This window comes from Arthrobacter sp. P1_A5, assembly GCF_056406825.1.
Map to the genome: position 1 here is coordinate 30,794 of NZ_JBFTZL010000009.1, position 22,776 is coordinate 53,569.

The following is a 22,776-nucleotide window of genomic DNA, read 5'->3' on the forward strand; positions in this document are numbered from 1 at the left end:
CTACTTGAAGAGGAAGGCAGTGTGACGCTGCTAACACACTCAACGAGGAGGTAGGCACATGAGCGCCACCCAGAAATTCAGCATCGCTTCAATCCCCGCAGACGGGGTCGGCAAAGAGGTCGTCTCCGCCGGACGCCGGGTCCTGGACGCCCTGGCGCAGAATTCCGGCGGCAAGTTCGCCTTCGAATGGACCGAGTTCCCATGGGGCTGCGAGTACTACGCCAAGACCGGCCAGATGATGGACCCCGACGGACTGGACACCCTCAAGGATTTCGACGCCATCTACTTCGGCGCTGTCGGCTGGAAAAACGTCCCGGACCATATCAGCCTCTGGGGCCTGCGCCTGAATATCACGCAGAACTTTGACCAGTGGGCCAACATCCGTCCGGTGAAGTTCCTCCCGGGCGTCCAGTCCCCGCTGCGCAAGGCCGACACCACCGAACTCGACTGGATTGTGGTCCGCGAAAACAGCGAAGGCGAGTACGCCGGCCTCGGCGGGCGCAACCTCAGCGGCCGCGGCCCGGGCAACGAGGTCGCCCTGCAGACCGCGCTGTTCACCGAGAAGGGCTGCGAGCGSATCATGCGCTTCGCGTTCGAYCTCGCCCGGACCCGCACGGTGAAGAAGGTCTCCTCCGTCACCAAGTCCAACGCCCAGCAGTACGGCATGGTCCTCTGGGACGAAACCTTCCAGCGTGTTGCCCTGGACTACCCCGATGTCGCCACCGAGAGCGTCCTGGTTGACGCGATGAGCGCCAAGTTCATCCTGCACCCGGAAGACCTCTCCGTCGTCGTGGCCTCAAACCTGAACGCCGACATCCTCTCCGACCTCGGCTCGGCCCTGGCCGGCAGCCTCGGCCTGGCGGCCAGCGCCAACCTGAACCCGGAGCGCCGCTTCCCGTCCATGTTCGAACCGGTGCACGGCTCGGCCCCGGACATCGCGGGCAAGGGCATCAGCAACCCGATCGGCGCGATCGCCAGCGCAGCCCTGATGCTGGACCACTTCGGCCTGCACGAGGAAGCCCGCCGCGTCGAGGCCGCCATCGAAGAGGCGACCGGCGCCGGCCACCTGACCCGCGACGTCGGCGGCGACGCCACCACCGCGGACGTCACTGACGCCATCATCGAGGCCCTGGCCCGCACCCTGGCGGCCGTCTAGCGCTTCCGTCCACCGCTGCGAAGCACCAAAACGGACGACGGCACTGAAACGGACGACGCCGGCCGCGCGGCCGCCGTCGAACGCTAGACACCGCACGGGGCGGCTGCGCCCAACTGGCTCCCGCCCCGTGCAAACCCCCCCACTTAAAGCATCTCCAGAGACATTCCACAATGAGGTAGGAATCATGGGACACATCACCACCGCGGGCACGGACATCCCGGCCCCCAAGAAACGCTGGTACAGGCAGCTGTACTTCTGGGTATTGACCGGCATCGTCCTCGGCATTCTGGTGGGCTGGCTGGCCCCGGCTGCGGGCATCGCCATGGAACCGATCGGCACCACCTTCGTCAACGCCATGAGAATGCTGATCGGCCCGATCGTGTTCCTGACCATCGTCGGCGGCATCGCCAGCGTCGCGGATCTGAAGAAGGTCGGCATGACCGGGCTGAAGGCCCTGACGTATTTCCAGATCGGCACGATCTTTGCCCTGCTCTTTGGCCTGGTCGCCATCAACATCTTCCGCCTCGGCGACGGCGTCAACGCAGACGCCAGCGCGATCAAGACGACGGACTCCGCGGCCAAACTCATCGACGCCGGCGCCCACCAGGAATGGTGGCAGTTCCTGACCCACGTCATCCCCACCAGCGTCGTCGCGCCCTTCGTGGAAGGCGACATCCTCCAGATCATCTTCATCGCCGTGATCTTCGGCGTCGCGCTGAACGCCATGGGCAAGGTCGGAGCGCCCGTCCTGGACGGTGTCCAGCGCCTCACCGGGGTCATGTTCAAAATCCTGGGCTTCATCATGAAGGCCGCCCCGCTGGGCGCTTTCGGCGCGATGGCCTTCGCCGTCGGCAAGTACGGCGTCTCCTCCCTCTCCAGCATGGGCGGGCTGATCGCGCTCTTCTACGCCACCTCGATCCTCTTCGTCGTCGTGGTCCTCGGCTCCGTCATGGCCTTCCTGAAGCTGAACATCTTCAAGATGATCCGCCACCTCAAAGAGGAGTACCTGCTCATTCTGGGCACCTCCACGGCCGAACCGGCCCTCCCGGGCCTGATGCGCAAGCTCGAGCACGCCGGCGTGAAGAAGGAAACGGTCGGGCTCGTGGTCCCCACGGGCTACAGCTTCAACCTCGACGGCGCCGCCATCTACCTTTCGCTGGCCGCTGTCTACATCGCCCAGGCAACCAACACGAACCTGACCATCGGCCAGCAGCTTGGCCTCATCGCGGTCATGCTGCTCACCTCCAAGGGCGCGGCCGGCGTCGCCGGCGGCGGCTTCATCGCCCTGACCGCCACCCTGGCCACGCTCGGCACCATCCCTGCCGCCGGCATCATGCTTATCTTCGGCATCGACAAGTTCATGTCCGAGTGCCGGGCCCTGGTGAACTTCACCGGCAATGCCGTCGCCACCTTGTTCATCGCCTGGTGGGACCGCACCCTGGACGCGGACCGCGTCCGCCGCGTCTTCAACGGCGAAACTGTTGAGACCCTGCCCAGCGAGGATCCGATCCTCCCGGACGGTTACGGCGACATCGACGATGACCTGATCGAATACGGCCACCACACGCACCAAGACAACAACCCGGAGCGCACAGAACCCGCCGATGCCGATTCTACGGCCAAGGACAACCGCCGCCCCGCCTACTCGGAAACCATCTGACATGGTCCACACCACCGCCCCCAAAACCGTGCGGACCCTCATCGCACCGGACAAGTTCAAAGGCAGCCTCACGGCCGGCGAGGTAGCCGATGCCCTGGCCGCAGGGCTCCGCGCCGGAGCCGGCTCCACTGGCGGGGCCGGAGCGGTCCACTGCGAGCTGCTTCCGCTGGCCGACGGCGGGGACGGCAGTGTGGACGCCGCCGTCGCCGCCGGCTTCACCCGTCACCGCCACACTGTCACCGGGCCCACCGGCCAGCCCGTCCCGGCCGGCATCGCGTTCGACGGCACCACCGCCGTCGTCGAGGTCGCCAACACGTGCGGCCTGGCGCTCCTGCCGGCGGCCCAGCTGGAACCGTTGGCGGCCTCCAGCCGGGGCTTTGGGGAAGCGATCCTGTTCGCCCTCAGTCTCAACCCGGCCAGGATCGTCCTGGCGCTGGGCGGAAGTGCCAGCACCGACGGCGGCATGGGAATGCTCACCGCCCTGGGCTACGGCTTCCACGACGTCCGCGGCCGGCAGCTCCACGGCAGCGGAAAGTCGCTGGCGCAGATCCACACCATCCGCCGGACCAGGTTCCCCGAACTGGACGGCACGGAGCTCGTAGTCGCCAGCGACGTCCACAATCCACTGCTCGGGCCCGGCGGCGCGCCGGCGGTCTTCGGGCCCCAAAAGGGCGCCGGACCGCAGGACGTTGGGGCGCTGGAGCACGGGCTGGCGCACCTCGTCGCCACGTTGACGGACGCCGGATTTGAGGACGCCGAGGCACTGGCGCAGCGTGAGGGCGCCGGAAGCGCCGGCGGCATCGGCTTCGCCTGCCTGCTGCTGGGCGCCAAGCAGGTCTCGGGCGCCGACTACTTCCTGGACCTGCTCGATTTCAACAACCGCAGGGACAGTTGCGACGTCGTCATCACCGGCGAAGGCAGCATCGACGAACAGACCCTCGCCGGCAAACTTCCCGCCGCCGTCGCCCGGAGGTCCGGAACCCGCCCGATCATCGCGGTGGCCGGCCGTTCCCTCCTCCCCCGGGAAAGGTGGTCCGAACTGGCGCTCACCCGGGTCTACACCCTGGCCGAGTACACCGACCAGGACTCCTCCAAGGACCCCGGACTGTCCGCCGCCCTGCTGCAGAGGATCGGGAGGGACATCGCGGCAAGCCTGCTGTAGGCGACCTTCCGCCGACGAGGGGAACGCCTGCCTGGGGACACCCGGGCGGGCGTTCTTGTCGCGTTCCCTTTGATGTCCGCTTGTGGTCCGCCCACCGGCGGGCCGCTGTCAGCAGTAGCGGGACCTGGCCCCGCGGTCCTACTGCCTAATCGCGCCCTGGCTCTTCCCGCTCCGCGATTCCCTTCACGCTCTTCACCAGGCTGTCCCACATGCCCTTGGAGTGGTCGGCGTCCTCGGCACTGGCGTTGTTGTCCTGGGCGAGCGTCAGATGCGTGGCACCGGCCTGGTCCTCGAGCGTCCAGGTCAGCGTGTGGTAGTTCTCCGGCGCATCCGGCTGGCCGCTCAACGGGCTGAAGTGCGTGACAACAAGCCGCCGTCCGGGTTCAAACTCGAGGATGCTGCCCCTGTCCTCGTACTCCTTGCCGTCCCAGGTGCCCCGCCACAGGATGGGTCCGCCTACCGTCCAGTCGGTCACGAGTTCGGTGCCGAACATGAACTCCTTGGCTGCATCGGGATCGGTGATTACGGACCATACGCGGCTCGCGGGCGCCTCGATGGTGATGGTCGAGGTCGCCACATACATTCCAGGCATAGCCTTCCTTTCCTCGCGGAGTCGCTCGGCGCCGGCAGCGCCCGGCACCGAGACTACTCCGCCGGGCGGAACGTGCGGAAGCTCCCTAGGCCGGGTAGATCGCGATGGCGGCGGCCTTGATGACGAAGTAGACGCTCATTCCGGGGACGAGGCCGAGGTCGGCTGACGCGGCCGGGGTGATGTCCGCGGAGAGTCGACCGGCACGGACACGGATCTGATCGCCGTGGGGCTCCAGGTCCGTGATGATCACTTGGAATGAGTTTCGCGGGCTGCCGTGCTCTTCGGTGAGGAACACCGATACCGCCGAGGGCGGAAAGACCGCTACTCCGTCCTGCCCGGGCTCGACGGACTCGTCCTGGTGGCCCGCGACGACCATGCCCTGGGCCGTGGTCACCCCGGCGTTGCTGACGGTGCCGGCCACAAGGTTCAGCCCGGCCAGCCCGGCGGCGAACTGGCTGCGCGGTTTTTCCAGGACTTCGCGGGTGGGGCCCTGTTCGGTGATCCGGCCGTCCTCGAGGACGATCACCCGGTCGGCCAGCATGAGGGCGTCGAGGATGTCGTGGGTGATGATGATGGCCCGGCGGCCGGCGAGGACGCGTTTGAGGAGCCGGCGGAGCAGCGGGGCGGCGTGGATGTCGAGCGCGGCCATGGGCTCGTCGAGGAGCAGCAGGTCGGGGTCGGCGGCGAGGGCGCGGGCCACGGCCACCCGCTGGGCCTGTCCGCCGGAGAGCTGTCCGGGGCGCCGCGAGGCGAGGGAGTCGGCGTCGACTTCGGTGAGCCAGTGCATGGCCGTTTCGCGGGCCGCCGCGCTGGAGGCGCCGGCGCTGCGTGGCCCGAACGCGACGTTGTCCAGTGCGCTGAGGTGCGGAAACAGGAGGGCTTCCTGGGCCAGCAGCGCCGTGCCCCTGGTGTGCGGGGCGCGCCAGATGTTGGTGTCCGCGCTCAGGTCGAACAGGACTTTTTCGCCGATCGTCGCCTTGCCGGCATCGGGGCGCAGCAGGCCGGAGATGATCGAGAGGAGCGTCGATTTACCGGCCCCGTTGGGCCCGAGGATGGCGATTGTCTCGGCCGGTCCGAGGCTGAGGGAGACCTCGAAACTCCGTGCGGCAAGGGTTGCGTCCAGCCGAAAGGTCACCGGAGTGCTCCTTCCGGTGCAACGCCAAGGCGAGGGCGCCGGTAGGAGAGCCCGACGACGGCCACCGCCACGGCGACCAGCAGGAGGGAGAGCGCGACGGCGGCGTCGGCGTCGGTTTCGCGTTGCAGATAGATCTCCAGCGGCAGGGTGCGGGTGACGCCCTGCAGGCTGCCGGCGAAGGTCAGGGTGGCACCGAATTCGCCCAGGCTGCGGGCGAAGGACAGAACGGCGCCGGAGGCCAGGCCGGGGAGCACCAGCGGGATGGTCACCCGGCGCAGCACCGTGCCCGGGCGCGCGCCGAGGGTCGCGGCGACCGCCTCGTACTTGTTGCCGGCGGTGCGCAGGGCGCCTTCGAGGCTGACCACCAGGAACGGCAGGGCAACGTACGTCTGGGCGAGGACGACGGCGGTTGTGGAGAAGGCGATCTGGATTCCGGCCAGTTCCAGGCTTTTGCCCAGGAGTCCCTGGCGGCCGAAGGTGTAGAGCAGGGCGATGCCTCCCACCACGGGAGGCAGGACCAGCGGCAGGAGGACGAAGGCCCGGAGCAGGCGCTGGCCCGGGAACGGGCTCCGCGCCAGGATGAGTGCGAGCGGCACGCCGAGGACGATGCAGGAGGCGGTGCTCGCCGCGGAGGTACGCAGGCTCAGGCCGAGCGCGGTGAGTGAGGATTCGGAAGTGATCAGCGGGATGAACTCGGACCAGTTGACCCTGGCGACCATTGCCACCAGCGGAAGCAGGACGAAGAGTGCCCCTGCTGCCGCGATGGCGTAAATCCATGCCGGGATGCCCGTGTACCCGGTCCCGCTGCGCCTGTGCATGCCGTTTACGGGGTGCCGAATCCGGCGTCGCTCAGGACCGTCTTGCCCTCGCTGCCGGTGACCGCGGCGATGAAGGCAGCGGCGAGCTCCTTGTTCTTGCTCGTGCCGACCGTGGCGATGGGGTAGGTATTTACAGCCCGGTCCGACTCGGCGAAGCGGATGCCTTCGACCTTGTCTCCGGCGTTCTTGACGTCCGTGACATAGACCAGCCCGGCGTCGGCCTCACCCGAGGTGACCTTGCCCAGGACATCCGTGACGGACGATTCCTCGCTGACCGGCGCCAGGGTGGTGCCGGTGGCTTTTTCGACGGTCTCGGCCGCGGCGCCGCAGGGAACCTGCGGTGCGCAGACCACCACCTTCACGCCCGGTTTGGCGAGGTCGGCGAAGGAGCTGATCGATGCCGGGTTGGACGGCGGAACCGCGATTTCCAGGACGTTCGTGGCGAAGTTGGCCGGGGCGCCGTCGATCAGTTCCGCATCGGTCAGCTTGGCCATGTTCTTGGTGTCGGCGGAGGCGAAGACGTCGGCCGGGGCGCCCTGGGTGATCTGCGTGACCAGGTCCGAGGAGCCGGCAAAGTTCAAAGTGATTTTGGTGCCGGGGTTCTTCGCCTCGAAGTCGCTGGCCAGCTTGGTGAAGGTCGATTTCAGCGAGGCCGCGGCGTAAACGGTGATCGCTCCGGACAGCGTGCGGGTCTCACTGGCCCCGGCGCTGGAGTTGGAGCCGGTTCCGGCTGCCCCGGGCGTGCCGGCGGCGCAGCCGGCCAGGCCCGCGGCCAGGGCGCCGGCCGCCAGCAGTGCGGGGACGTGCTTGCGGGCAGTCCTCATATGATGCTCTTTCCGTGGGGCGTTTCGATGATGACGGTGGTGGCTTTGACCACGGCGGTCGCCACGGATCCGAGCTCCAGGCCCAGTTCCCGGACGGCTTCGCTGCTCATCAGGGACACGACGCGGAAGGGCCCGCACTGCAGCTCAACCTGTGCCATGACTTTGTCAGCAGTGATGCCCGTGACCAGGCCGACGAACCGGTTGCGGGCGGAGCGGCCCACCTTGGTGGGGTCATCGGGAAGCTGTGCCTGGTCGCGGGCCAGGTGGGCAAGTTCCAGGCCGTCCACGGCCAGCCGGCCGGAGTCATCCTTGACCGGGGTCAGGATCCCATTCTCGGTCCAGCGCCGGACGGTGTCGTCACTGACCCCGAGAAAACGTGCTGCTTCGGAGATGCGGATTTTCGGCATGACTCTATAATCACCTATTTGCGGAAATTATGGGGATTCTGATCCGCAAATCAGTAAATAATCCTCGTTTGGTGTCATCCGAGGAGCAGCCGGGTGCGGCCCCCGGGATCCTCGAACTCAAGCCGCATGTCGGGCCGGCCGATGGCGCCGCCGCCGGGCGCCGCCCGCTTGGCGGCCACCAGGAGCGACGGCGGGTCGATTTTCCCGCCGCCCGGGACGATAATCGGAGGTGACCGGACAGCTTCTGCCGAGAGGAGCCGGCCGTGGCACCCACCACCCTGCTGGCAGGATTCAGATCTGCGATCGCCGCCCTCACGCTGGGGGTGCTGCTGACCGGAACCGGCTGCTCCTCCGACAACCCCGCGGAAACCACGAAGATCACGCCGGCGACCAACGGGATCAACACCGTGGTCGGTCCGATGAAGCTGGCGGACATGCTCATCCTCTCCCACGGAGCGGACCAGCCCGGACGGATCATGGGCACGGTTTTCAACACGTCCGCCAAAGACGCGGTTGTCACCATCTCCGGCGCTTCCGGATCGACGGTATCGATTCCGGTCAAGGCCAACGGCGAAACGTCTTTGGCCCAACCTCCGGCCATGATGCTGGACCCCACCACGGGATCCCCCGGGTCCCTGGTCACGGTCCGGGTGAGCGAGGACTCCACAGGTAAGTCGGCCGAGCTGCAGCTTCCGGTCCTGGACTCCACGCTGCCCGAATACCAGTCGTACATGCCCGCGACGCCCGGATCCGGGACTGCCTCCGGCAGCCCGTCACCCACACTGCCCGGGAACACCACCGCCCCATCCGGAACCGGGTCCCCCACCTCCAGCCCCTCCCCCAGCCCGTAGCCCGAAGCCCGGTCTCAGTCGCCTGACAACCATGGATCTGGTCCCAGGGGCGGCGCTCCCGTTACCGGAGCAGGACGGGGCTTAGGCAGGCAGGGCCGGTGAACGCAGACCCTGCCTGCCAGCCGTGGCCCTGGCTAGGAGAAGCGTCCCGGCCGGAAGGTGGCCAGCATCGGGTGCTTCGTGCCAGTCATGATCTCGCCCGCGAGAAGTTCGCCTGCGATGAGGCCGAGCGTGGCCCCCGAGTGTGTGAAGGCCACGAAGCAGCCGGGCACCTGGCCGAGTTCACCGAGGACCGGTTCGCCGTCGCCCGGGATGGGCTTGTAGCCGATCTTCCAGGAGGCTGGTTTGAGGTCGGGGTTGCCGGCGATGAGCCTGGATGCCTCATCGGCGAGCTCCTGGACCACGTCATCGGGGATGCTGAAGGAGCCGTCGGCGTGTTCGGCGATGTGCCCTTCATACCAGTCGTGGTCCAGGGCGAGGGTGTTTCCGGGGTTGGGCCGGACGGCGGCCCTGGGGGTGTTCAGCACGGTCTTCAGCTCGTGCTCGACGGGTTTGGTCAGCACCAGCATGGAGACCGGGGATCCGTTGGGGATTTCGACGCCGAGTGGCGCGACGACGGCGGGAGTTGCGGCACCGCACGCCACGAGGACAGCGTCTGCCTCGTAGGTTTCGCCTGCGGCCGTCTCGACGCCGGTGGCCCGGCCGCCGTCGACCGTCACGGACACCTTGCCGGCGTTGAGGACGAGTTCACCGCCCAGGGCGTGGAACTCCTCCATCAGGAAGTCCACCAGATCGGGCAGGCTGACCCAGCCCTCGCCGGGATTGAAGATGGCGTTCTCCGGAACGGCATCCGGATCGATGCCGGGGGTGGCTGAGGAAACCTGCGCGGGTGTCAGAAGCCTCGAGTCATAGCCGATGGATTTCTCGTAGTGGTGGCGGGCTTCCGTGGCGGCTTCCTGGCCGGCGGGATTCCACATGAGGCCACCGCCGAACTGCAGCCAGTCCCGCACGGGGTCCGCGGCGAAGAGCGTGCGGTAGCGGTCCACGCCGGCGACCCGGAGCTGGTGGTACGGCGTGGACCGTTCTCCGGCGGAGTTCAGCCAGGAGAGCGAGCGGCCGGTGGCCTCGCTGGCCAGGCCGTGTTCGGTCAGGAGGGTGACGGAGGCGCCGTCGCGGAGCAGGTGGACGGCGGTGGAGACGCCGAGGATGCCGCCGCCGATGATGGCGATGCGCTTGGTTGAGGGTGTGGAGGACATGGGTCTGCCTTTCCTTAAGTAGAGGTGTCAGGGGTGCCCGCCAGGGGCACTGGGAGGCGGTGTGCGGGCTATGCGAAGGCGCGGATATTTTCGATGACCCTCAGGACGTCGAGGGACTCCTCGGGGTCGACCGGAAGTGGGCCCTTGCCACGGAGGGCAGCCGCGAGCTGTGCATAGAACAGCGGATAGGCGCCGGGTTCAGATGCGACTGGCCGCAGGTCTCCGTCGACACCCACGGTCCCCCAATGGGTTTGGGGTTCGACGCCGTAGCCCTGGTCCGTGGGTGTCGTTCCGGCCGCGAGGGCCGGTTCCTGGCCGTCCAGGCCCCACTTCGTGTAGCCGGACTCGGAGCCCAGGACGTGAAAGCGCGGGCCGACCTGCGCCGCCATGCCGTTCATCCACAACCGTGAGCGGACCCCGGATTCGTGGAGCAGGGACACGAAGGCCTCGGTGTCGGCGCCGCCCGGATCCGGGCCGTGGTTCGCCGTTTCGCCGTAGCTTTGGGTCACCGGGCCAAAGAGCTGGATGGCCTGGTCGATCAGGTGGGCACCGAGGTCGTTGAGGATGCCGCCGCCCTCGGGCACGGCGGCGGTGTCCCGCCAGTTTCCGAAGCCCTCCGGCCGCCACCATTCAAAGCGCGACTCGAAGCTGCGGACCTCGCCCAGCGCTCCTTCCTCGATAAGCTTCTGAAGCGTCAGGAAATCGGCGTCCCAGCGCCGGTTCTGAAATACCGTAAGCTGCACGCCGGCGTCGGCCGCCCGGGAGATGAGTTCCTGCCCCTGGTCCGATGTGGTGACGAACGGCTTGTCCACCACCACGTGAAGGCCATGGGCGATGGCCGTCGCGGCGAGGTCGAAGTGGGTCAGCGGTGGCGTTCCGAGGACCACCAGATCGAGGTCACCGGACAACGCAAACAGGTCCTCTGGCGTAGGGACGATCCGGGTGTCCGGGTAGAGCCTTGCAGCTTCCGAGGCGCGGTCCGGGTCCGCCGTGACGATCACGTCCAGCGAGTAGTTGGCATCCGCCGCGATCAGCGGTGCGTGGAAGACTTTGCCCGAGATGCCGAACCCCACGACGGCGGTGCGGATGGGTGCCGCGGCGGTGTTTCCCTTCAGGGTCTCCATCAGAGCACTTCCGAGAGGAAGCGCTGGAGGCGTTCACTTTGCGGGTTGTCGAAGAGGTCGGCGGGCGTGCCGGACTCGACGACCTCGCCTTCGTCCATGAAGACGACCTGGTCGGCGACCTTGCGGGCAAACCCCATCTCGTGCGTGACCACCAGCATGGTCATGCCGCGGCGGCCCAGGCCTGCCATGAGGTTCAGCACGCCCTTGACCAGCTCCGGGTCCAGGGCGCTGGTGGCCTCGTCGAAGAGCATGACTTCCGGTTCCATGGCCAGGGCTCGGGCAATCGCGACGCGCTGCTGCTGTCCGCCGGAGAGGTCGCGGGGGCGGTGGTCGGCGCGTTCGGCAAGACCGACCTCGGCGAGGCGGCGCCGGGCGCGTTCCCTGGCCTCGGCCTTGGGCATGCCCTTGACGCTCCAGAGGGCCAGCGCCACGTTCTCGAGGGCGGTGTGGTCCGGGAAGAGGTTGAAGTGCTGGAACACCATGCCGATGCGGCTGCGCAGGAGGTCCGGTTTGACCTGCAGGGCGCTCTCGCCGGCCAGGAGCACGTCCCCACTCTTGGGTTCGTGAAGCCGGTTGACGCCGCGCAGGAGGGTGGATTTGCCGGAGCCGGAGGGCCCGATGATGCAGGTGGTGGTGCCCGGGGCGACGTTGAGGCTGACCTTGCGGAGCACCTCGACGTCGCCGTAGGCCATGGTCAGGTTCTTCAGTTCCAGGCTGGAGCCGTGGAACGTCTCGATGTCCGGGACTGGTTCTTTGGCGTTGCTGGTGCTGCTTGCGGTGTTGCTGGCGAGGCTCATGTGTTGCTCCCGGTGGTCAGCGGTGAAGCCGCGGCGAGTTCTTTGACTTCCTTGAGACCGCTGCTGGGTGCAGCGGGGCGGCGTCGGCCGGTGCGGAAGCGGTTATCGAAGTAATTGACCAGATGGGTCAGGGGAACCGTGATCAGCAGGTAGAAGATGCCGGCCATGACCAGGGGCGAGAGGTTGCCGGAAAGCACGGCGGCGTCCTGGCCCACGCGGAAGAGCTCGCGTTCCGTGACCAGCAGGCCCAGGAAATAGACCAGCGAGGAGTCCTTGACGATCGCGATGAACTGGTTCACCAGCGCCGGCAGGACCCGGCGGACGCCTTGCGGAACCACCACCAGGGCCATGGACTTCGCGTAGCTCATGCCCAGCGCGCGGCAGGCCTCACCCTGGCCTTTGTCCACGCTCTGGATACCGGCGCGGAAGATCTCACCGATGTAGGCGCTGGCGATCAGGCTCAGGGCGATGATCCCCAGGGGGTAGGGCGAGGGGCCGAAGATCGATTGGCTGAAGCGGGCGAAACCCTGGCCGATCAGCAGGATGGTCAGGATGGCGGGGAGTCCGCGGAAGAGGTCCGTGTAGATCCGGGCCGGAACCCGAAGCCACCGCGAGGGAGATATCCCCATCACGGCGACGACCATGCCGAGTGCAACGCCGATGATGGTCGCCGCAACGGAGATGATGAGGGTATTGAGGAGACCGACTCCCAGAAGCTGGGGCAGGACCTCGGCCATTGCGCCGAAGTCGAAGAAGGTGCGGGTGATGGTGCTTAACCAGTCCATGGTTGCTCTCAGACGTAGGTAGCTTGTGGAACCCGGGCGGGCCGCGCAGTGCGGCCCGCCCGGTCAGGTGGCAGCCGGGCTATGTGCCGGACGTGCCGATGGTTCGGTGCCTATTGGTTGCCGGTCGCTTACTTGCTGGGCCGTTTACTTGCTCGGCGCAGGCGTTGCCGTCTGCTCGGCTTTCGGCAGGTACTGCTCGGGCATCGGGGAGCCCGGGAACCACTTCTGGTAGAGCTTCTTCCAGGTGCCGTCCTCCATGGCTGCGGCAAGGCCCTTGTTGAGGGCGTCCTTGAAAGCGGTCTTGCCCTTGGCCACGGCGAAGCCGGCGGGAGCGTCGAAGGACGGGATGTCCGCGGCGCTGATCAGCCCGTACTGCGTTTCATAGGCCTTGGCGGCCTCGTAGTCCAGGAAGTGTGCATCAACGGATCCACTGTTGACGGCGGCGATCGCGGTGTTGTTGTCCGGGAAGCGCACCAGGCTCGCGGAGGTGAAGTTCTTGACCGCGTATGCCTCCTGCAGCGTTCCCTGCACGACGCCGAGACGCTTTCCGGCGAGACCGTCGGCGCCGGTGATGCCCGAGGTCTTCGTGGTGATGACGGTCAGGTAGCCGGCCAGGTAGCCATCGGAGAAGTCGACGGTCTGTTTGCGCTTGTCCGTGATGCCGATCGCCGCAACGCCGGCGTCGAACTGGCCGTTGGAGACGGCGGCGAGCAGCCCGGAGAAGTCCTGTCCGGTGAAGACGACCTTGTCGACTCCGGCGCGGTGGGCGACGTCTTTGAAGAGCTCGACGTCGAAGCCGGTGAAGTTGCCCTGGGCGTCGGCAAAGGTATAGGGCTTCGAATCACCCAGGCTGGCAACACGGATGGTGCCGGCCTCAATCAGGCCGTAGGGGTTGTCCGCCGGCGAGGACGAGGCGGATGAGCTGCCTCCGCAGCCGGAGAGTGCCAGGACCGCGGCAACAGCAGCGGCGATGAGCGCCCCGGGRCGCATTTTGTTTCCTGTGTTCACAGCGTTTCCAATCGTGGGGGTGAGCAGCGGGGCAGGCAGACAGTGGGCCCCGTGGAGTGGGACTTTGTCGATGGAAGTCTTGCTGAGTCCGGTCTCAGTCCCTAGGATTGAGACCGGACTCACATCGATTGCTAGAAATGTAATCGAAGCCACATCAGGCGTCAAGGGTCCGCTACGAAAGGCCGTAATGAATAGTGATGCTTCCCGGCGCCGCGATGTCACTGTCGCCGACGTCGCCAAAGCAGCCCAGGTTTCCAAGGCCCAGGCCGCCCGCGCCCTGGGCAACTACGGGGCCGTGAGCGACGACGTGCGCGAGCGGGTGCTGGCTGCCGCCGAGGAACTGGACTACCGGCCCAACGAGCTCGCCCGCAGCATGAACACCGGGAAATCGCACACCATCGGGGTGGTGGTCGGCGACATCGAAAACCCCCATTTCGGCCTGGCCACGCGGGGCATCACGGACACCGCCAAGCGGAGTGGATTCAATGTCATCCTGATCAATACGGACGAGGATACCGAGGCGGAAATCGACGCCGTGAGGGTGCTCCTCGACAAGCGCGTTGACGGCCTGATCGTGGCACCCGCGTCTTCCGTGGCAACGCAACATTTACGGCGCGTTCACGAATCCGGCCGTCCGCTGGTCCTTTTGGACCGCAAGGCGCCAGGGCTCGACGTCGACACCGTGGCGGTGGACATGGAGGACATCTCCCATGAATCCACCAGCTATTTGCTCAAGTCCGGCCACCGGAGGATCGCCTTCGTCTCCACGCTGAAAACAGCCGGGCCGTACCACGACGGCTTGCAGCTGGACTCGTCCCAGATCTCGGACCGGCGCGACGGAATGAAACGCGCATTCGAGGAGGCGGGGCTGGACCTGCCCGTCGATCTGATCCGCCTCAACGCCGGCGACGACGAGTCCATCAAGAAGATCACCCGCGAGCTGCTGCAGCGCCCGGACCCGGCGACGGCGATCATCGCCTCCGACGGCCTGATCGGCCTCAGCGTGGTGGAGGCGATCCACGAGCTCGGCCTCTCCATTCCGGATGATGTCTCCTTCCTCATGTATGACGACTTCGCCTGGACGCGCCTGACCACGCCCCCGCTCACGGTCATCGCCCAGCCTGTCTATGACATGGGCGTAGCGGCCGCGTCAGCCCTGATCCGGCAGATCGAAGGCCGCAAGGCACCGGCGGCCGCACCGACATTCACGGCCGCACTGATCCGCCGCGGCTCGGTCGCGGCCCCGCCGGGGCAGGAGCAGGACAGGGCTTAGTTCTCTGGCGCGGTCCCGGGCCAGTGGATTCACTGAACTGCAGGGGAACGTTTAGTGCAATCGGCGGAGGGAGCGTGATCCCTGTGGGCGGACCCATACGGCTGCTGGAATCGGGCCGCCCTCACGCGGCGCCCACGGAAACGGGCGCCGATCCGTCATGGAGCTGACGGTCATTGTCCTCATCACCGCCCTCCTGTTCGCGTGGGCGCTGGTGTCGGCGCGGCTGCAGCAGGCGGACCTGACCGCTCCCATTGTGTTCACCGCTGTCGGCGCAGCCCTGGCCTGGTCCGGGCTGGTCAATGCCGCCTCGGCGCCCGCGCTGATCACCCCGGTTGTCGAGGTCACCCTGGTGTGGGTTCTCTTCTCCGACGCCGCCCGCCTGCCGCTGCAGGAATTGCGCCGGGACGTGGGCCGCTACGTGCGGCTGCTGGGAGTCGGCCTGCCGCTGACGATTGTGTTCGGGTGGGCCCTGGCCGCCTGGTTCTTTCCCCAGTTCGGGTTCTGGCTGGCCCTCCTCGTCGGCGCCGCGCTTGCCCCTACCGACGCCGCACTCGGAATACCCGTGGTGACGAATCCGGCGGTGCCGTCGCGGATCCGCCAGCTGATCACGGTCGAAAGCGGCCTCAACGACGGCATCGCCACCCCGGTCGTCATGCTCGCCATCGCCGGCGCGGCCGCCGCAGCAGGCCTGGAGAGCGCCGAAGGCCCAGGCAGCGCGGCCATGGAGCTGCTCATCGGCGCCGGCGTCGGCGCAGCGGCCGGCGCCGCGGGAGGGTGGCTGCTCCAGCTGGCCCGCCGGCGCGGGACCGCAACCGAGGACTTCGCCGGCATCGGCGTCCTGGCCCTGAGCCTGCTCTCCTACAGCGCCGCACTCGCGGTGGGCGGCAACGGCTTCGTCGCCGCGTTCTGCGCCGGGCTGGCGTTCGGCACCTGCGCCGGGGAACGGGGGCCGGCCGAACTGGCCTTCGTTGAGCAGATGAGTGGCCTGGTGTCCCTGCTCGTGTGGCTGGCCTTCGGAGCCATCACCGTGCCGATCATGCTGGAGCACTCCCTCCCCCTGACCATCGCGTATGCCGTGCTCAGCCTCACGGTGGTGCGCATGCTGCCGGTAGCGCTGGCCTCAATTGGCGCCGGCCTCGACCGGAAGACCGTCCTGTTCGTGGGCTGGTTCGGCCCGCGCGGACTGGCGTCCCTCGTGTTCGCGCTGCTGGCGCTGGAAGCCCTTGGACCAGTGTCCGATCAGGCCGTGGCCGTTATCGCCGCCACCGTACTGCTCAGCGTCCTGGCCCACGGCTTCAGCGCCGCACCGTTGGCTGCCCGCTACGGACGGGCCGCTGCCGCAGCGGGACCGGAGCCCGGCGGACCGGTGCCGGTCTCTCCGGCCCCCGCCCGGGGGCTGAGCCGCATGCATATCCACCCTCCGCATTTTCGGTCGAAGCGGTCCCGTCCCTAGACGGCACTGAACCGTCCGCGCCGGACTCGGGTGCCGTCGTCGCCGTCCACGTTCCGGCACAGCGGCTGTGATGAGTCTCACGCGCAAATTTCGCCATCTGGCTTGAGCCTCCCGCGTGGCGCTGTGCACTATGGAAAGGCAAGGCAGGGACTGCGACGTTCCTGCCGGTGCAGCCTGACGAATTCCTGCGACGTTCCGCGTCCGCAGAAAACGCCGGGCACCCATCCTGGTGGACGCAATGAGGCCAAACCGGTGAGCTCGCAGAGCTGCCCACGGTCTCAGGCGTTCCTGGTTTGGCCCCTACGGCGGCTCCGCATCGGTGCGGCAGCCGGACATCCGGATTCATGAAATGGAAGCACTGAACAATGACGTTTGAAACTGCCAACTCTGTAACCCACAAGCTCTGGGACCGTTCCACCATGCACCACGAGCTGGACGCGCTGGTCCACGAGCTCTCCGAGCGCCACAACACCGCCAAGAGCAACATCGCGGTCCACGCCAGTGGCCCGAACACCTTCACCCTCAGCCTGAACCACGGCGCCTAAACCCCGGGTTCCAGGCAGCAAGGCCGAACGACGACGGCGGGAGCCACCTCCCGCCGTCGTCGTTTGGCGTTAAAGACCGCGGATCAACCGGTGCACACGGCCCCGCGCATTTCCGTCTTGACGCGGTATATGTCCTGATCTGCGGCCAGCAGCAGGGCCGTGGCCAGTTCTTTGTGCGCGGCCGAATCGGCGTCCGCCGGGACAGCCGTTTCCGCCTGGCCAACGGACATGCCCAGCCGGAGCTCGCCCCCGTTACCTTTTTCGTAGCCCGTTCCTGTTGCAGGATGTGGGTGTGCTGGCCTGCCGGCCCCGGCATGATTGCCGCCCCCAGTCGTCAATGATCCGGGGGGTGTTGTCACCGGGGTCCGGTAGGTGCCGGAGAGACCGCTAATAGAGGCAGGACAGTTTGGGATCGTCGTGCGTAACGTGGATGCCGGGCTCTGACACCGCGGACAGTCCAGCACTGGTATCAGCTGCTGCGACTGGGAGGTAGAGGTGATCGGAAACCACGAAAGCATTGATGTCTTCGTCGGTCTGGATGTCGGCAAGGGCGAACACCACGCCATTGCAGTGGACCGGGCCGGGAAGAAGCTCTTCGACAAGGCCTTGCCCAACGACGAGGCCAGGCTGCGCGAGATCCTCGACTCTTTGAACAAGCACGGCACCATCCTGCTCGTCGTTGACCAGCCGGCCACGATCGGTGCACTCCCCGTCGCCGTTGCCCAAGCCGCCGGTGTCATGGTCGGATACCTGCCCGGACTGGCGATGCGCCGGATCGCCGACCTGCACCCGGGCGAGGCGAAAACCGACGCCCGGGACGCGTTCATCATCGCCGAAGCGGCCCGGACCATGCCCCACACACTGCGCTCCATCCAGATCGCCGACGAACAACTCGCCGAGCTGACCATGCTCTGCGGCTTCGACGACGACCTGGCCAAACAGGCCACCGCAACATCCAACCGGATCCGCGGCCTGCTCACCCAGATCCACCCGGCACTGGAGCGTGTCCTTGGCCCGCGACTGGACCACCCGGCAGTGCTGGATCTGCTGCGGACCTGGCCGACCCCCGAAGCCTTGCGCCACGCGGGCCGGCGCCGGATCGAAACCCGGCTGACAAAGCTTGCACCCCGGATGGGTAAGCGCCTTGCCGGGGAGATCATCGAAGCCCTGGACCAGCAAACAGTCACCGTCGTGGGGACCAACGCGGCCACGATCGTGCTGCCCCAGCTGGCCCGGATGCTCGCCGACATCCGCGAGTCCCGGGACACCGTCTTCACCCAGGTCGAAGCCCTCGTGGAGGCCCACCCTCTTCACCCGGTCCTGACGTCTCTCCCGGCGGTCGGCGTCAGGACCGCAGCACGGATCCTCACCGAGATCGTCGGAAAAGACTTCGCCTCCGCAGGGCACCTGGCGTCCTACGCCGGTCTGGCACCGGTGACCTGGCGATCAGGGTCCTCCATCCGCGGTGACCACCCATCCCGGAAAGGAAACAAGATCCTCAAGCGGGCCCTGTTCCTCTCCGCGTTCGCCGCACTCAAGGATCCTCTGTCGAGGGCCTACTACGACCGGAAACGAACCGAGGGCAAACGCCACAACCAGGCCCTCATCGCCCTCGCCCGCCGCCGATGCGACACCCTCTACGCCATGCTCAGAGACGGCACCTTCTACGAACCACGACAACCCTCAGCCGCTTGACGAAAACCATAGAGGCACCCCCCCGATGGTGACGGTGTCCGCGCCGCGCACTGCCCGGGAGAGCATCAGCGCCACCTGTTCCAGGACCTGGTCGCCGGCCGCGTGGCCCAGGTGTCGGCTTCCCGCAGGAGCGTGGCGCGCGCGGCCGATCCCGGACACGCCTATGGACCTCCTGTTCCCGCCAGGAGGTCCGGCACACGACGGCAAATGGGCAACCAAGCGGGCACCTCTGGCCCGCGCCGCCCTCCTGCTGGCACACTGAGCCGATGAGTGAACCCCTCCCCCAGTCCCGGCGGCCTGGCATCCGTGCCGCGATGTTCGTGGACTTCGACAACGTCTATACCGGCCTGATGGCCTTGGACCCGGCGGCCGCAAAGAGATTCGCCGAGGACCCCAAGCACTGGACGGAGGCGCTGGCCGCCGGCGGCGCGGGCGAAGAATCCCGGCGGTTCCTGATCCGCAACTGCTACCTCAACCCGGTGATCTACTCCAAGTACCGGCCGTACTGGACCCGCGCGGGCTTCCGCGTGATCGACTGCCCCTCCCTGACGCAGCGGGGCAAGTCCAGCACCGACATCAACCTGGTGCTGGACGCGATGGATGCCCTGGCCGGCGCGGCACATGTTGAGGAGTTCTTCGTCGCGTCTGCGGACGCCGACTTCACCTCGCTGGTCCAGCGGTTCCGGGCGGCCGACCGCATGACCACCGTCATCGCTGCCGGCGCCGTGGCGTTCGCATACCGGGAGATGGCCGACAGCGTGGTGGAGTCCCACGATTTCGTGGCAATCCTCAACGGGACCGCGGCTGGCATCCCCCGCATGGTCCCGTCCGCCGGACTTGGGACCCCGCTCCGCACCGCCCAGGGCACGCCCGGGTCCGCGACGTCGGCCGCCGACGAGGTCCGGGCCCTGGTGCAGGCCGCGCCTGGTCCGGTCACGGGAGCGGTCGCGGCGCACCGGGCCCTGACCGCGGACCCGTCGCTGAAGACCGATTGGGGCGGGCACGGCAAGTTCGGGGCCTGGATCGCCCAGATCGGCCAGGGCGTCCAATACTCGTCCACGCCGTCGCCCGGCTGGGTGTGGGACGCGAAGCGGTTTTCCCCGGAGCCCTCCTCGCTGGCCTCCGACGCCCGGCCCGCGATCGAGGAGCAGGTCACCCGGGTCACGGACGTTCCGGCGCTGTCGGCAGAACAGTTCCGGCAGGTCTTCTTGTCCCTGGCGGCGAAGTTGCGCGACCATTCGGGCAACCGCAGCGAATTGGCACGGTCCGTCCGGGACGACTGCGTGGCCGCCGGGCAGCCGGTGTCCCGCTCTGCCGTCAACTTCGTGATCCAGGGCGTGGTGTACGCCGGTGGCTCCCTCGCAGAGGAGATATCAGCGGCAGATCTCGCTGCCGCGTGGACCAGAAACGTGGAAGAGCTGTGCCGGCTGGCCCTCATGGAGTTCGACGACGCCGAAAAGCTCGCGCTCAGGCGCTGGGCTGGCGGCGGGCTGCTCGACTCCGGCCCCGGCGGCTCCCGGGCGTAGCGAACCTCCCGCCGTCGTGGGCTTGCACTGGGTGCCAAACCGATCAACAGTGTGAATTATCTATGAGTAGTAACCAAACGAATTCGGAAAGGAGCTGGAAATGCCCAACGACCTTACGGAACTGGTCAGCGTCCGGTACTTGGTGGCCGATGTCGATGCCGCGGTCGACTTCTATACAACGCATCTCGGATTCACCGTCAGAATGAGCGCCGCGCCGGCGTTCGCCGATGTCACCCGCGGCCGGTTGCGGCTCCTCCTGAGCGGGCCGGCCAGCTCGGCAGGCCGTCCCATGCCGGACGGCACGGTGCCCATCCCGGGAGGATGGAACCGGATCCACCTCATCGTGGGCGATATCGCGGCCGAAGTGGCACGGTTGCGCGTCGCAGGCGTCACGTTCCGGAACGACATTGTCAAGGGCCCAGGCGGACAGCAGATCCTGTTGGAGGACCCGTCCGGGAACGTTGTCGAATTATTCCAACCCGCCGGCGGATAGCGACCGTTTCACACGCAAGCGGACGACGGCGGGATTTCTCTTCACCGAGGTCGCCGAGCTGGGCTCCCCTTCCGGTCCAATGGGGAGCCCAGCTGCACTTGGGTCCGGGCTGACGGAAGGCCTGAGGAGATCTCCCGGAGCGGGGACATCTTCGCTACGGCTTCAGGACCACCTTGATGCAGCCGTCTTCCTTTTTCTGGAAGATCTCGTAGGCGGCCGCGGCACCGTCGAGGTCGACCTCGTGAGTCTTCAGGTCCATGACGCCGAGCGGGTCTGCGGGATCTTCCACGAGCGGGAGCAGCTCGTCCGTCCACCGGCGGACGTTGCACTGGCCCATCCGGAGTTGGATCTGCTTGTCGAACATGCTCAGCAGGGGCATGGGGCTCGCTGTACCCCCGTACACCCCGCTTAGCGAAACGGTGCCTCCCCGGCGCACGGAGTCGATCGCTGCATGGAGGACCGTCATGCGGTCTACGCCCGCAGTCTCCATGGCCTTCTTTGCCAAGGCATCCGGCAAGAGCCCCACCGCATTCTGCGCAAAGGCGCCGACGGGCGAATTGTGCGCTTCCATGCCGACGGCGTCGACGACCGCGTCAGGGCCCCTTCCATCCGTCATATCGCGAAGCTGGTCACTGACGTCCTCTGTGAAATCGATCGTTTCCACCCCGTGCCGCTCGGCCATGCGGCGGCGTTCCGGAACCGGTTCGATGGCGATGACGCGCTGGCCGAGGTGTCGACCGACCCGGCTGGCGAACTGCCCCACCGGGCCGAGCCCAAAGACGGCCAGTGTGCCGCCCGCGGGGACATCGGCGTATTTCACTCCCTGCCAGGCGGTGGGAAGAATATCGGAGAGGTAGAGGTACCGCTCATCGGGCAGTTCGTGCCCGACCTTTATCGGCCCGTAGTCGGCGTAGGGCACTCGCAGGTACTCCGCCTGTCCACCGGGGACCGACCCGTAGAGCTCGGAGAACCCGAACAGGCTCGCCCCGCTGTTGTGGGCATGGACCTGGGTGGTTTCACACTGGGACTGCAGCCCCTGTTTGCACATCCAGCAATGGCCGCAGGAGATGTTGAAGGGGATGACCACCCTGTCGCCCGGCTTGAGGTTCCTGACCTCGGAGCCGACCTCCTCAACGATGCCCATGGGTTCGTGCCCCAGGATGTCGCCGGCCTTCATGTAGGGGCCAAGGACCTCGTACAGGTGGAGGTCCGAGCCGCATATGGCCGATGAAGTGATCCTGACGATGGCGTCCGTGCCCTTCTCAATGACCGGATCCGGAACCATCTCCACGCTGACCGACCGCTTGCCCTGCCAGGTAAGTGCCTTCATGTTCGCTCCTTCAGTCGCAACCAAATTAGTAAGTCTACTGATCAATAAGCATGCCTTGTCCGCGCCCGGATGGGAAGGAGCGTCGGCCTGAGTCCTACATAGCCGTGGCTGAGTTCGGGCCGGCTGGCGATAAGCGCGTTCGAAGGGCGGAAGCCCGCGGCTGAGGACAGGGTGCGGCCACGGCCTGGCATCCGCCCTGGCCGCCCGCCCCAAATAGCCGCCCGGCGGGTCAGCGGCACTTCGTACAAAGCGGACGACGGCGGGACTCCCGCCGTCGTCCGCTTGCCTTTGGTGTCATTTACCTACAGTGCCGGCGCGCGAGTGGTTGTGACGATTTCGGCTTCGTCCGGGCTCGCTATTATGAGGGCGCCGCCGCCACCGCCACCGCCACCGCCGCCGCCGCCCTCGTTAGTCAGAACATCGTTAACTGCGTCCCAAGCGCGACCGGTGAGGTCCTTAGCCGCGTCCCATATAYCCGACAGACTGAACGCAGCTGCTTCAAAACCAGGGCTCGCTGGCCCTGAGACCACGAAATCTGGCGTCTTGCGCTCTGCATCGCATTCGGCTGTTAACACTGCTGTCCGACCGTGCACCATTGCACGAATTCGATCGCTCTGGCCGAACGCCAGAGGTTCAGATGTAAAAACACCGGGCGCGTCTGCAACCGGCTTAAAGGAATTGCTAATCATTTTCTCTCCGTTGATCCCCAGATTCGGAGTTGTCTAACAGACGCGTAAGCACGAGCTTCGCGTAAGTGATATTCCGCGGCAGCCTAAAATTTGGCGCGGGAATAATCGGCACACATGCGTATTTTTGGCCCGTCAGACTTTGAGTTATCCCCCCCATCATTGACTTTCACTCGTCATGGTCCTCGCAGGAGACACGA

22 protein-coding genes and 1 pseudogene are annotated in these 22,776 nt (G+C 66.9%); 10 read left to right on the plus strand and 13 right to left on the minus strand.

The annotated features are described in order from the left end of the window. Nucleotides 1-58 precede the first annotated feature (58 nt). The 3 genes from AC1D1S_RS03760 (at nt 59) to AC1D1S_RS03770 (ending at nt 3,978) form a co-directional block, all read left to right on the plus strand. A complete protein-coding gene (locus AC1D1S_RS03760) occupies nt 59-1,156 on the plus strand; it encodes a tartrate dehydrogenase (protein WP_243181658.1) in 1,098 nt (365 codons plus the stop codon). 184 nt (nt 1,157-1,340) lie between these two features. Continuing rightward, the gene (dctA, locus tag AC1D1S_RS03765; protein WP_028275164.1) at nt 1,341-2,816 is read left to right on the plus strand and encodes a C4-dicarboxylate transporter DctA; all 1,476 of its coding nucleotides are present in this window, start codon (nt 1,341-1,343) and stop codon (nt 2,814-2,816) included. Between the two features lies 1 nt (nt 2,817). Beyond that, on the plus strand, nt 2,818-3,978 hold the full coding sequence (locus tag AC1D1S_RS03770; protein WP_084475842.1) for a glycerate kinase: 1,161 nt from the start codon (nt 2,818-2,820) through the stop codon (nt 3,976-3,978). 145 nt (nt 3,979-4,123) lie between these two features. Here AC1D1S_RS03770 and AC1D1S_RS03775 read toward each other — a convergent pair whose 3' ends face one another. The 5 genes from AC1D1S_RS03775 to AC1D1S_RS03795 form a co-directional block, all read right to left on the minus strand. Next, on the minus strand, nt 4,124-4,570 hold the full coding sequence (locus tag AC1D1S_RS03775; protein ID WP_243181657.1) for an SRPBCC domain-containing protein: 447 nt from the start codon (nt 4,568-4,570) through the stop codon (nt 4,124-4,126). An 85-nt stretch (nt 4,571-4,655) separates the two neighbouring features. Beyond that, entirely contained in the window at nt 4,656-5,705 is a 1,050-nt protein-coding gene (locus tag AC1D1S_RS03780) for a sulfate/molybdate ABC transporter ATP-binding protein (protein WP_476993750.1), read from the minus strand. Further along, nucleotides 5,702-6,523 carry an ABC transporter permease gene (locus tag AC1D1S_RS03785; RefSeq protein WP_028275168.1) on the minus strand — a complete coding sequence of 274 codons (822 nt, stop codon included), beginning with the start codon at nt 6,521-6,523 and terminating at the stop codon, nt 5,702-5,704. The genes AC1D1S_RS03780 and AC1D1S_RS03785 overlap by 4 nt, the downstream gene beginning before the upstream one ends. A 5-nt stretch (nt 6,524-6,528) precedes the next feature. Beyond that, nucleotides 6,529-7,347: a molybdate ABC transporter substrate-binding protein gene (modA, locus tag AC1D1S_RS03790; protein ID WP_476993751.1), complete on the minus strand. Its 819-nt coding sequence runs from the start codon at nt 7,345-7,347 to the stop codon at nt 6,529-6,531. Beyond that, nucleotides 7,344-7,754: a TOBE domain-containing protein gene (locus tag AC1D1S_RS03795; protein ID WP_018775502.1), complete on the minus strand. Its 411-nt coding sequence runs from the start codon at nt 7,752-7,754 to the stop codon at nt 7,344-7,346. The genes modA and AC1D1S_RS03795 overlap by 4 nt, the downstream gene beginning before the upstream one ends. Before the next feature lie 263 nt (nt 7,755-8,017). Here AC1D1S_RS03795 and AC1D1S_RS03800 point away from each other — a divergent pair, with 263 nt between their 5' ends. Further along, complete coding sequence (locus AC1D1S_RS03800) at nt 8,018-8,605, plus strand: hypothetical protein (RefSeq protein WP_476993752.1); 588 nt, start codon at nt 8,018-8,020, stop codon at nt 8,603-8,605. Nucleotides 8,606-8,739: 134 nt separating this feature from the next. Here the strand turns inward: AC1D1S_RS03800 and AC1D1S_RS03805 are convergent, their stop codons facing one another. The 5 genes from AC1D1S_RS03805 to AC1D1S_RS03825 all read right to left on the minus strand — a co-directional run bounded on the left by AC1D1S_RS03805 (nt 8,740) and on the right by AC1D1S_RS03825 (nt 13,557). Continuing rightward, nucleotides 8,740-9,861, minus strand: a complete 1,122-nt coding sequence (locus AC1D1S_RS03805; RefSeq protein WP_476993753.1) for an NAD(P)/FAD-dependent oxidoreductase — start codon at nt 9,859-9,861, stop codon at nt 8,740-8,742. 68 nt (nt 9,862-9,929) lie between these two features. Further along, nucleotides 9,930-10,985 (minus strand): Gfo/Idh/MocA family protein, encoded by a 1,056-nt coding sequence (locus tag AC1D1S_RS03810; RefSeq protein ID WP_476993754.1) that lies wholly within the window; start codon nt 10,983-10,985, stop codon nt 9,930-9,932. Beyond that, on the minus strand, nt 10,985-11,782 hold the full coding sequence (locus tag AC1D1S_RS03815) for an amino acid ABC transporter ATP-binding protein (protein WP_279294091.1): 798 nt from the start codon (nt 11,780-11,782) through the stop codon (nt 10,985-10,987). Before AC1D1S_RS03815 ends, AC1D1S_RS03810 begins: the two co-directional genes overlap by 1 nt. Then, entirely contained in the window at nt 11,779-12,567 is a 789-nt protein-coding gene (locus AC1D1S_RS03820; protein ID WP_018775513.1) for an amino acid ABC transporter permease, read from the minus strand. Before AC1D1S_RS03820 ends, AC1D1S_RS03815 begins: the two co-directional genes overlap by 4 nt. Nucleotides 12,568-12,711: 144 nt before the next feature. After that, nucleotides 12,712-13,557 (minus strand): ABC transporter substrate-binding protein, encoded by an 846-nt coding sequence (locus AC1D1S_RS03825; protein WP_476993768.1) that lies wholly within the window; start codon nt 13,555-13,557, stop codon nt 12,712-12,714. Between the two features lie 205 nt (nt 13,558-13,762). Here AC1D1S_RS03825 and AC1D1S_RS03830 point away from each other — a divergent pair, with 205 nt between their 5' ends. The 3 genes from AC1D1S_RS03830 to AC1D1S_RS03840 all read left to right on the plus strand — a co-directional run bounded on the left by AC1D1S_RS03830 (nt 13,763) and on the right by AC1D1S_RS03840 (nt 16,846). Continuing rightward, nucleotides 13,763-14,848 carry a LacI family DNA-binding transcriptional regulator gene (locus AC1D1S_RS03830; RefSeq protein ID WP_476993755.1) on the plus strand — a complete coding sequence of 362 codons (1,086 nt, stop codon included), beginning with the start codon at nt 13,763-13,765 and terminating at the stop codon, nt 14,846-14,848. Between the two features lie 157 nt (nt 14,849-15,005). Beyond that, a complete protein-coding gene (locus AC1D1S_RS03835) occupies nt 15,006-16,301 on the plus strand; it encodes a cation:proton antiporter (RefSeq protein ID WP_476993756.1) in 1,296 nt (431 codons plus the stop codon). A 365-nt stretch (nt 16,302-16,666) separates the two neighbouring features. Next, nucleotides 16,667-16,846: a hypothetical protein gene (locus tag AC1D1S_RS03840; protein ID WP_018775517.1), complete on the plus strand. Its 180-nt coding sequence runs from the start codon at nt 16,667-16,669 to the stop codon at nt 16,844-16,846. 83 nt (nt 16,847-16,929) lie between these two features. Here the strand turns inward: AC1D1S_RS03840 and AC1D1S_RS03845 are convergent, their stop codons facing one another. Further along, nucleotides 16,930-17,076: a hypothetical protein gene (locus AC1D1S_RS03845; protein WP_476993757.1), complete on the minus strand. Its 147-nt coding sequence runs from the start codon at nt 17,074-17,076 to the stop codon at nt 16,930-16,932. A 200-nt stretch (nt 17,077-17,276) separates the two neighbouring features. Between AC1D1S_RS03845 and AC1D1S_RS03850 the strand changes: the two are divergent. From AC1D1S_RS03850 to AC1D1S_RS03860, 3 genes and pseudogenes are all read left to right on the plus strand, one after another. Beyond that, a pseudogene (locus tag AC1D1S_RS03850) lies at nt 17,277-18,541 on the plus strand (IS110 family RNA-guided transposase). Nucleotides 18,542-18,807: 266 nt separating this feature from the next. Then, a complete protein-coding gene (locus tag AC1D1S_RS03855) occupies nt 18,808-20,067 on the plus strand; it encodes an NYN domain-containing protein (RefSeq protein ID WP_476993758.1) in 1,260 nt (419 codons plus the stop codon). 100 nt (nt 20,068-20,167) lie between these two features. After that, the gene (locus AC1D1S_RS03860) at nt 20,168-20,560 is read left to right on the plus strand and encodes a VOC family protein (protein WP_476993759.1); all 393 of its coding nucleotides are present in this window, start codon (nt 20,168-20,170) and stop codon (nt 20,558-20,560) included. 154 nt (nt 20,561-20,714) lie between these two features. On the opposite strand, the gene AC1D1S_RS03865 is transcribed toward AC1D1S_RS03860, so the two are convergent. Together AC1D1S_RS03865 and AC1D1S_RS03870 are read right to left on the minus strand one after the other, a co-directional pair. Next, complete coding sequence (locus tag AC1D1S_RS03865) at nt 20,715-21,890, minus strand: zinc-dependent alcohol dehydrogenase (RefSeq protein ID WP_476993760.1); 1,176 nt, start codon at nt 21,888-21,890, stop codon at nt 20,715-20,717. A 302-nt stretch (nt 21,891-22,192) separates the two neighbouring features. Next, complete coding sequence (locus AC1D1S_RS03870) at nt 22,193-22,579, minus strand: hypothetical protein (protein ID WP_476993761.1); 387 nt, start codon at nt 22,577-22,579, stop codon at nt 22,193-22,195. Nucleotides 22,580-22,776: the final 197 nt, after the last annotated feature.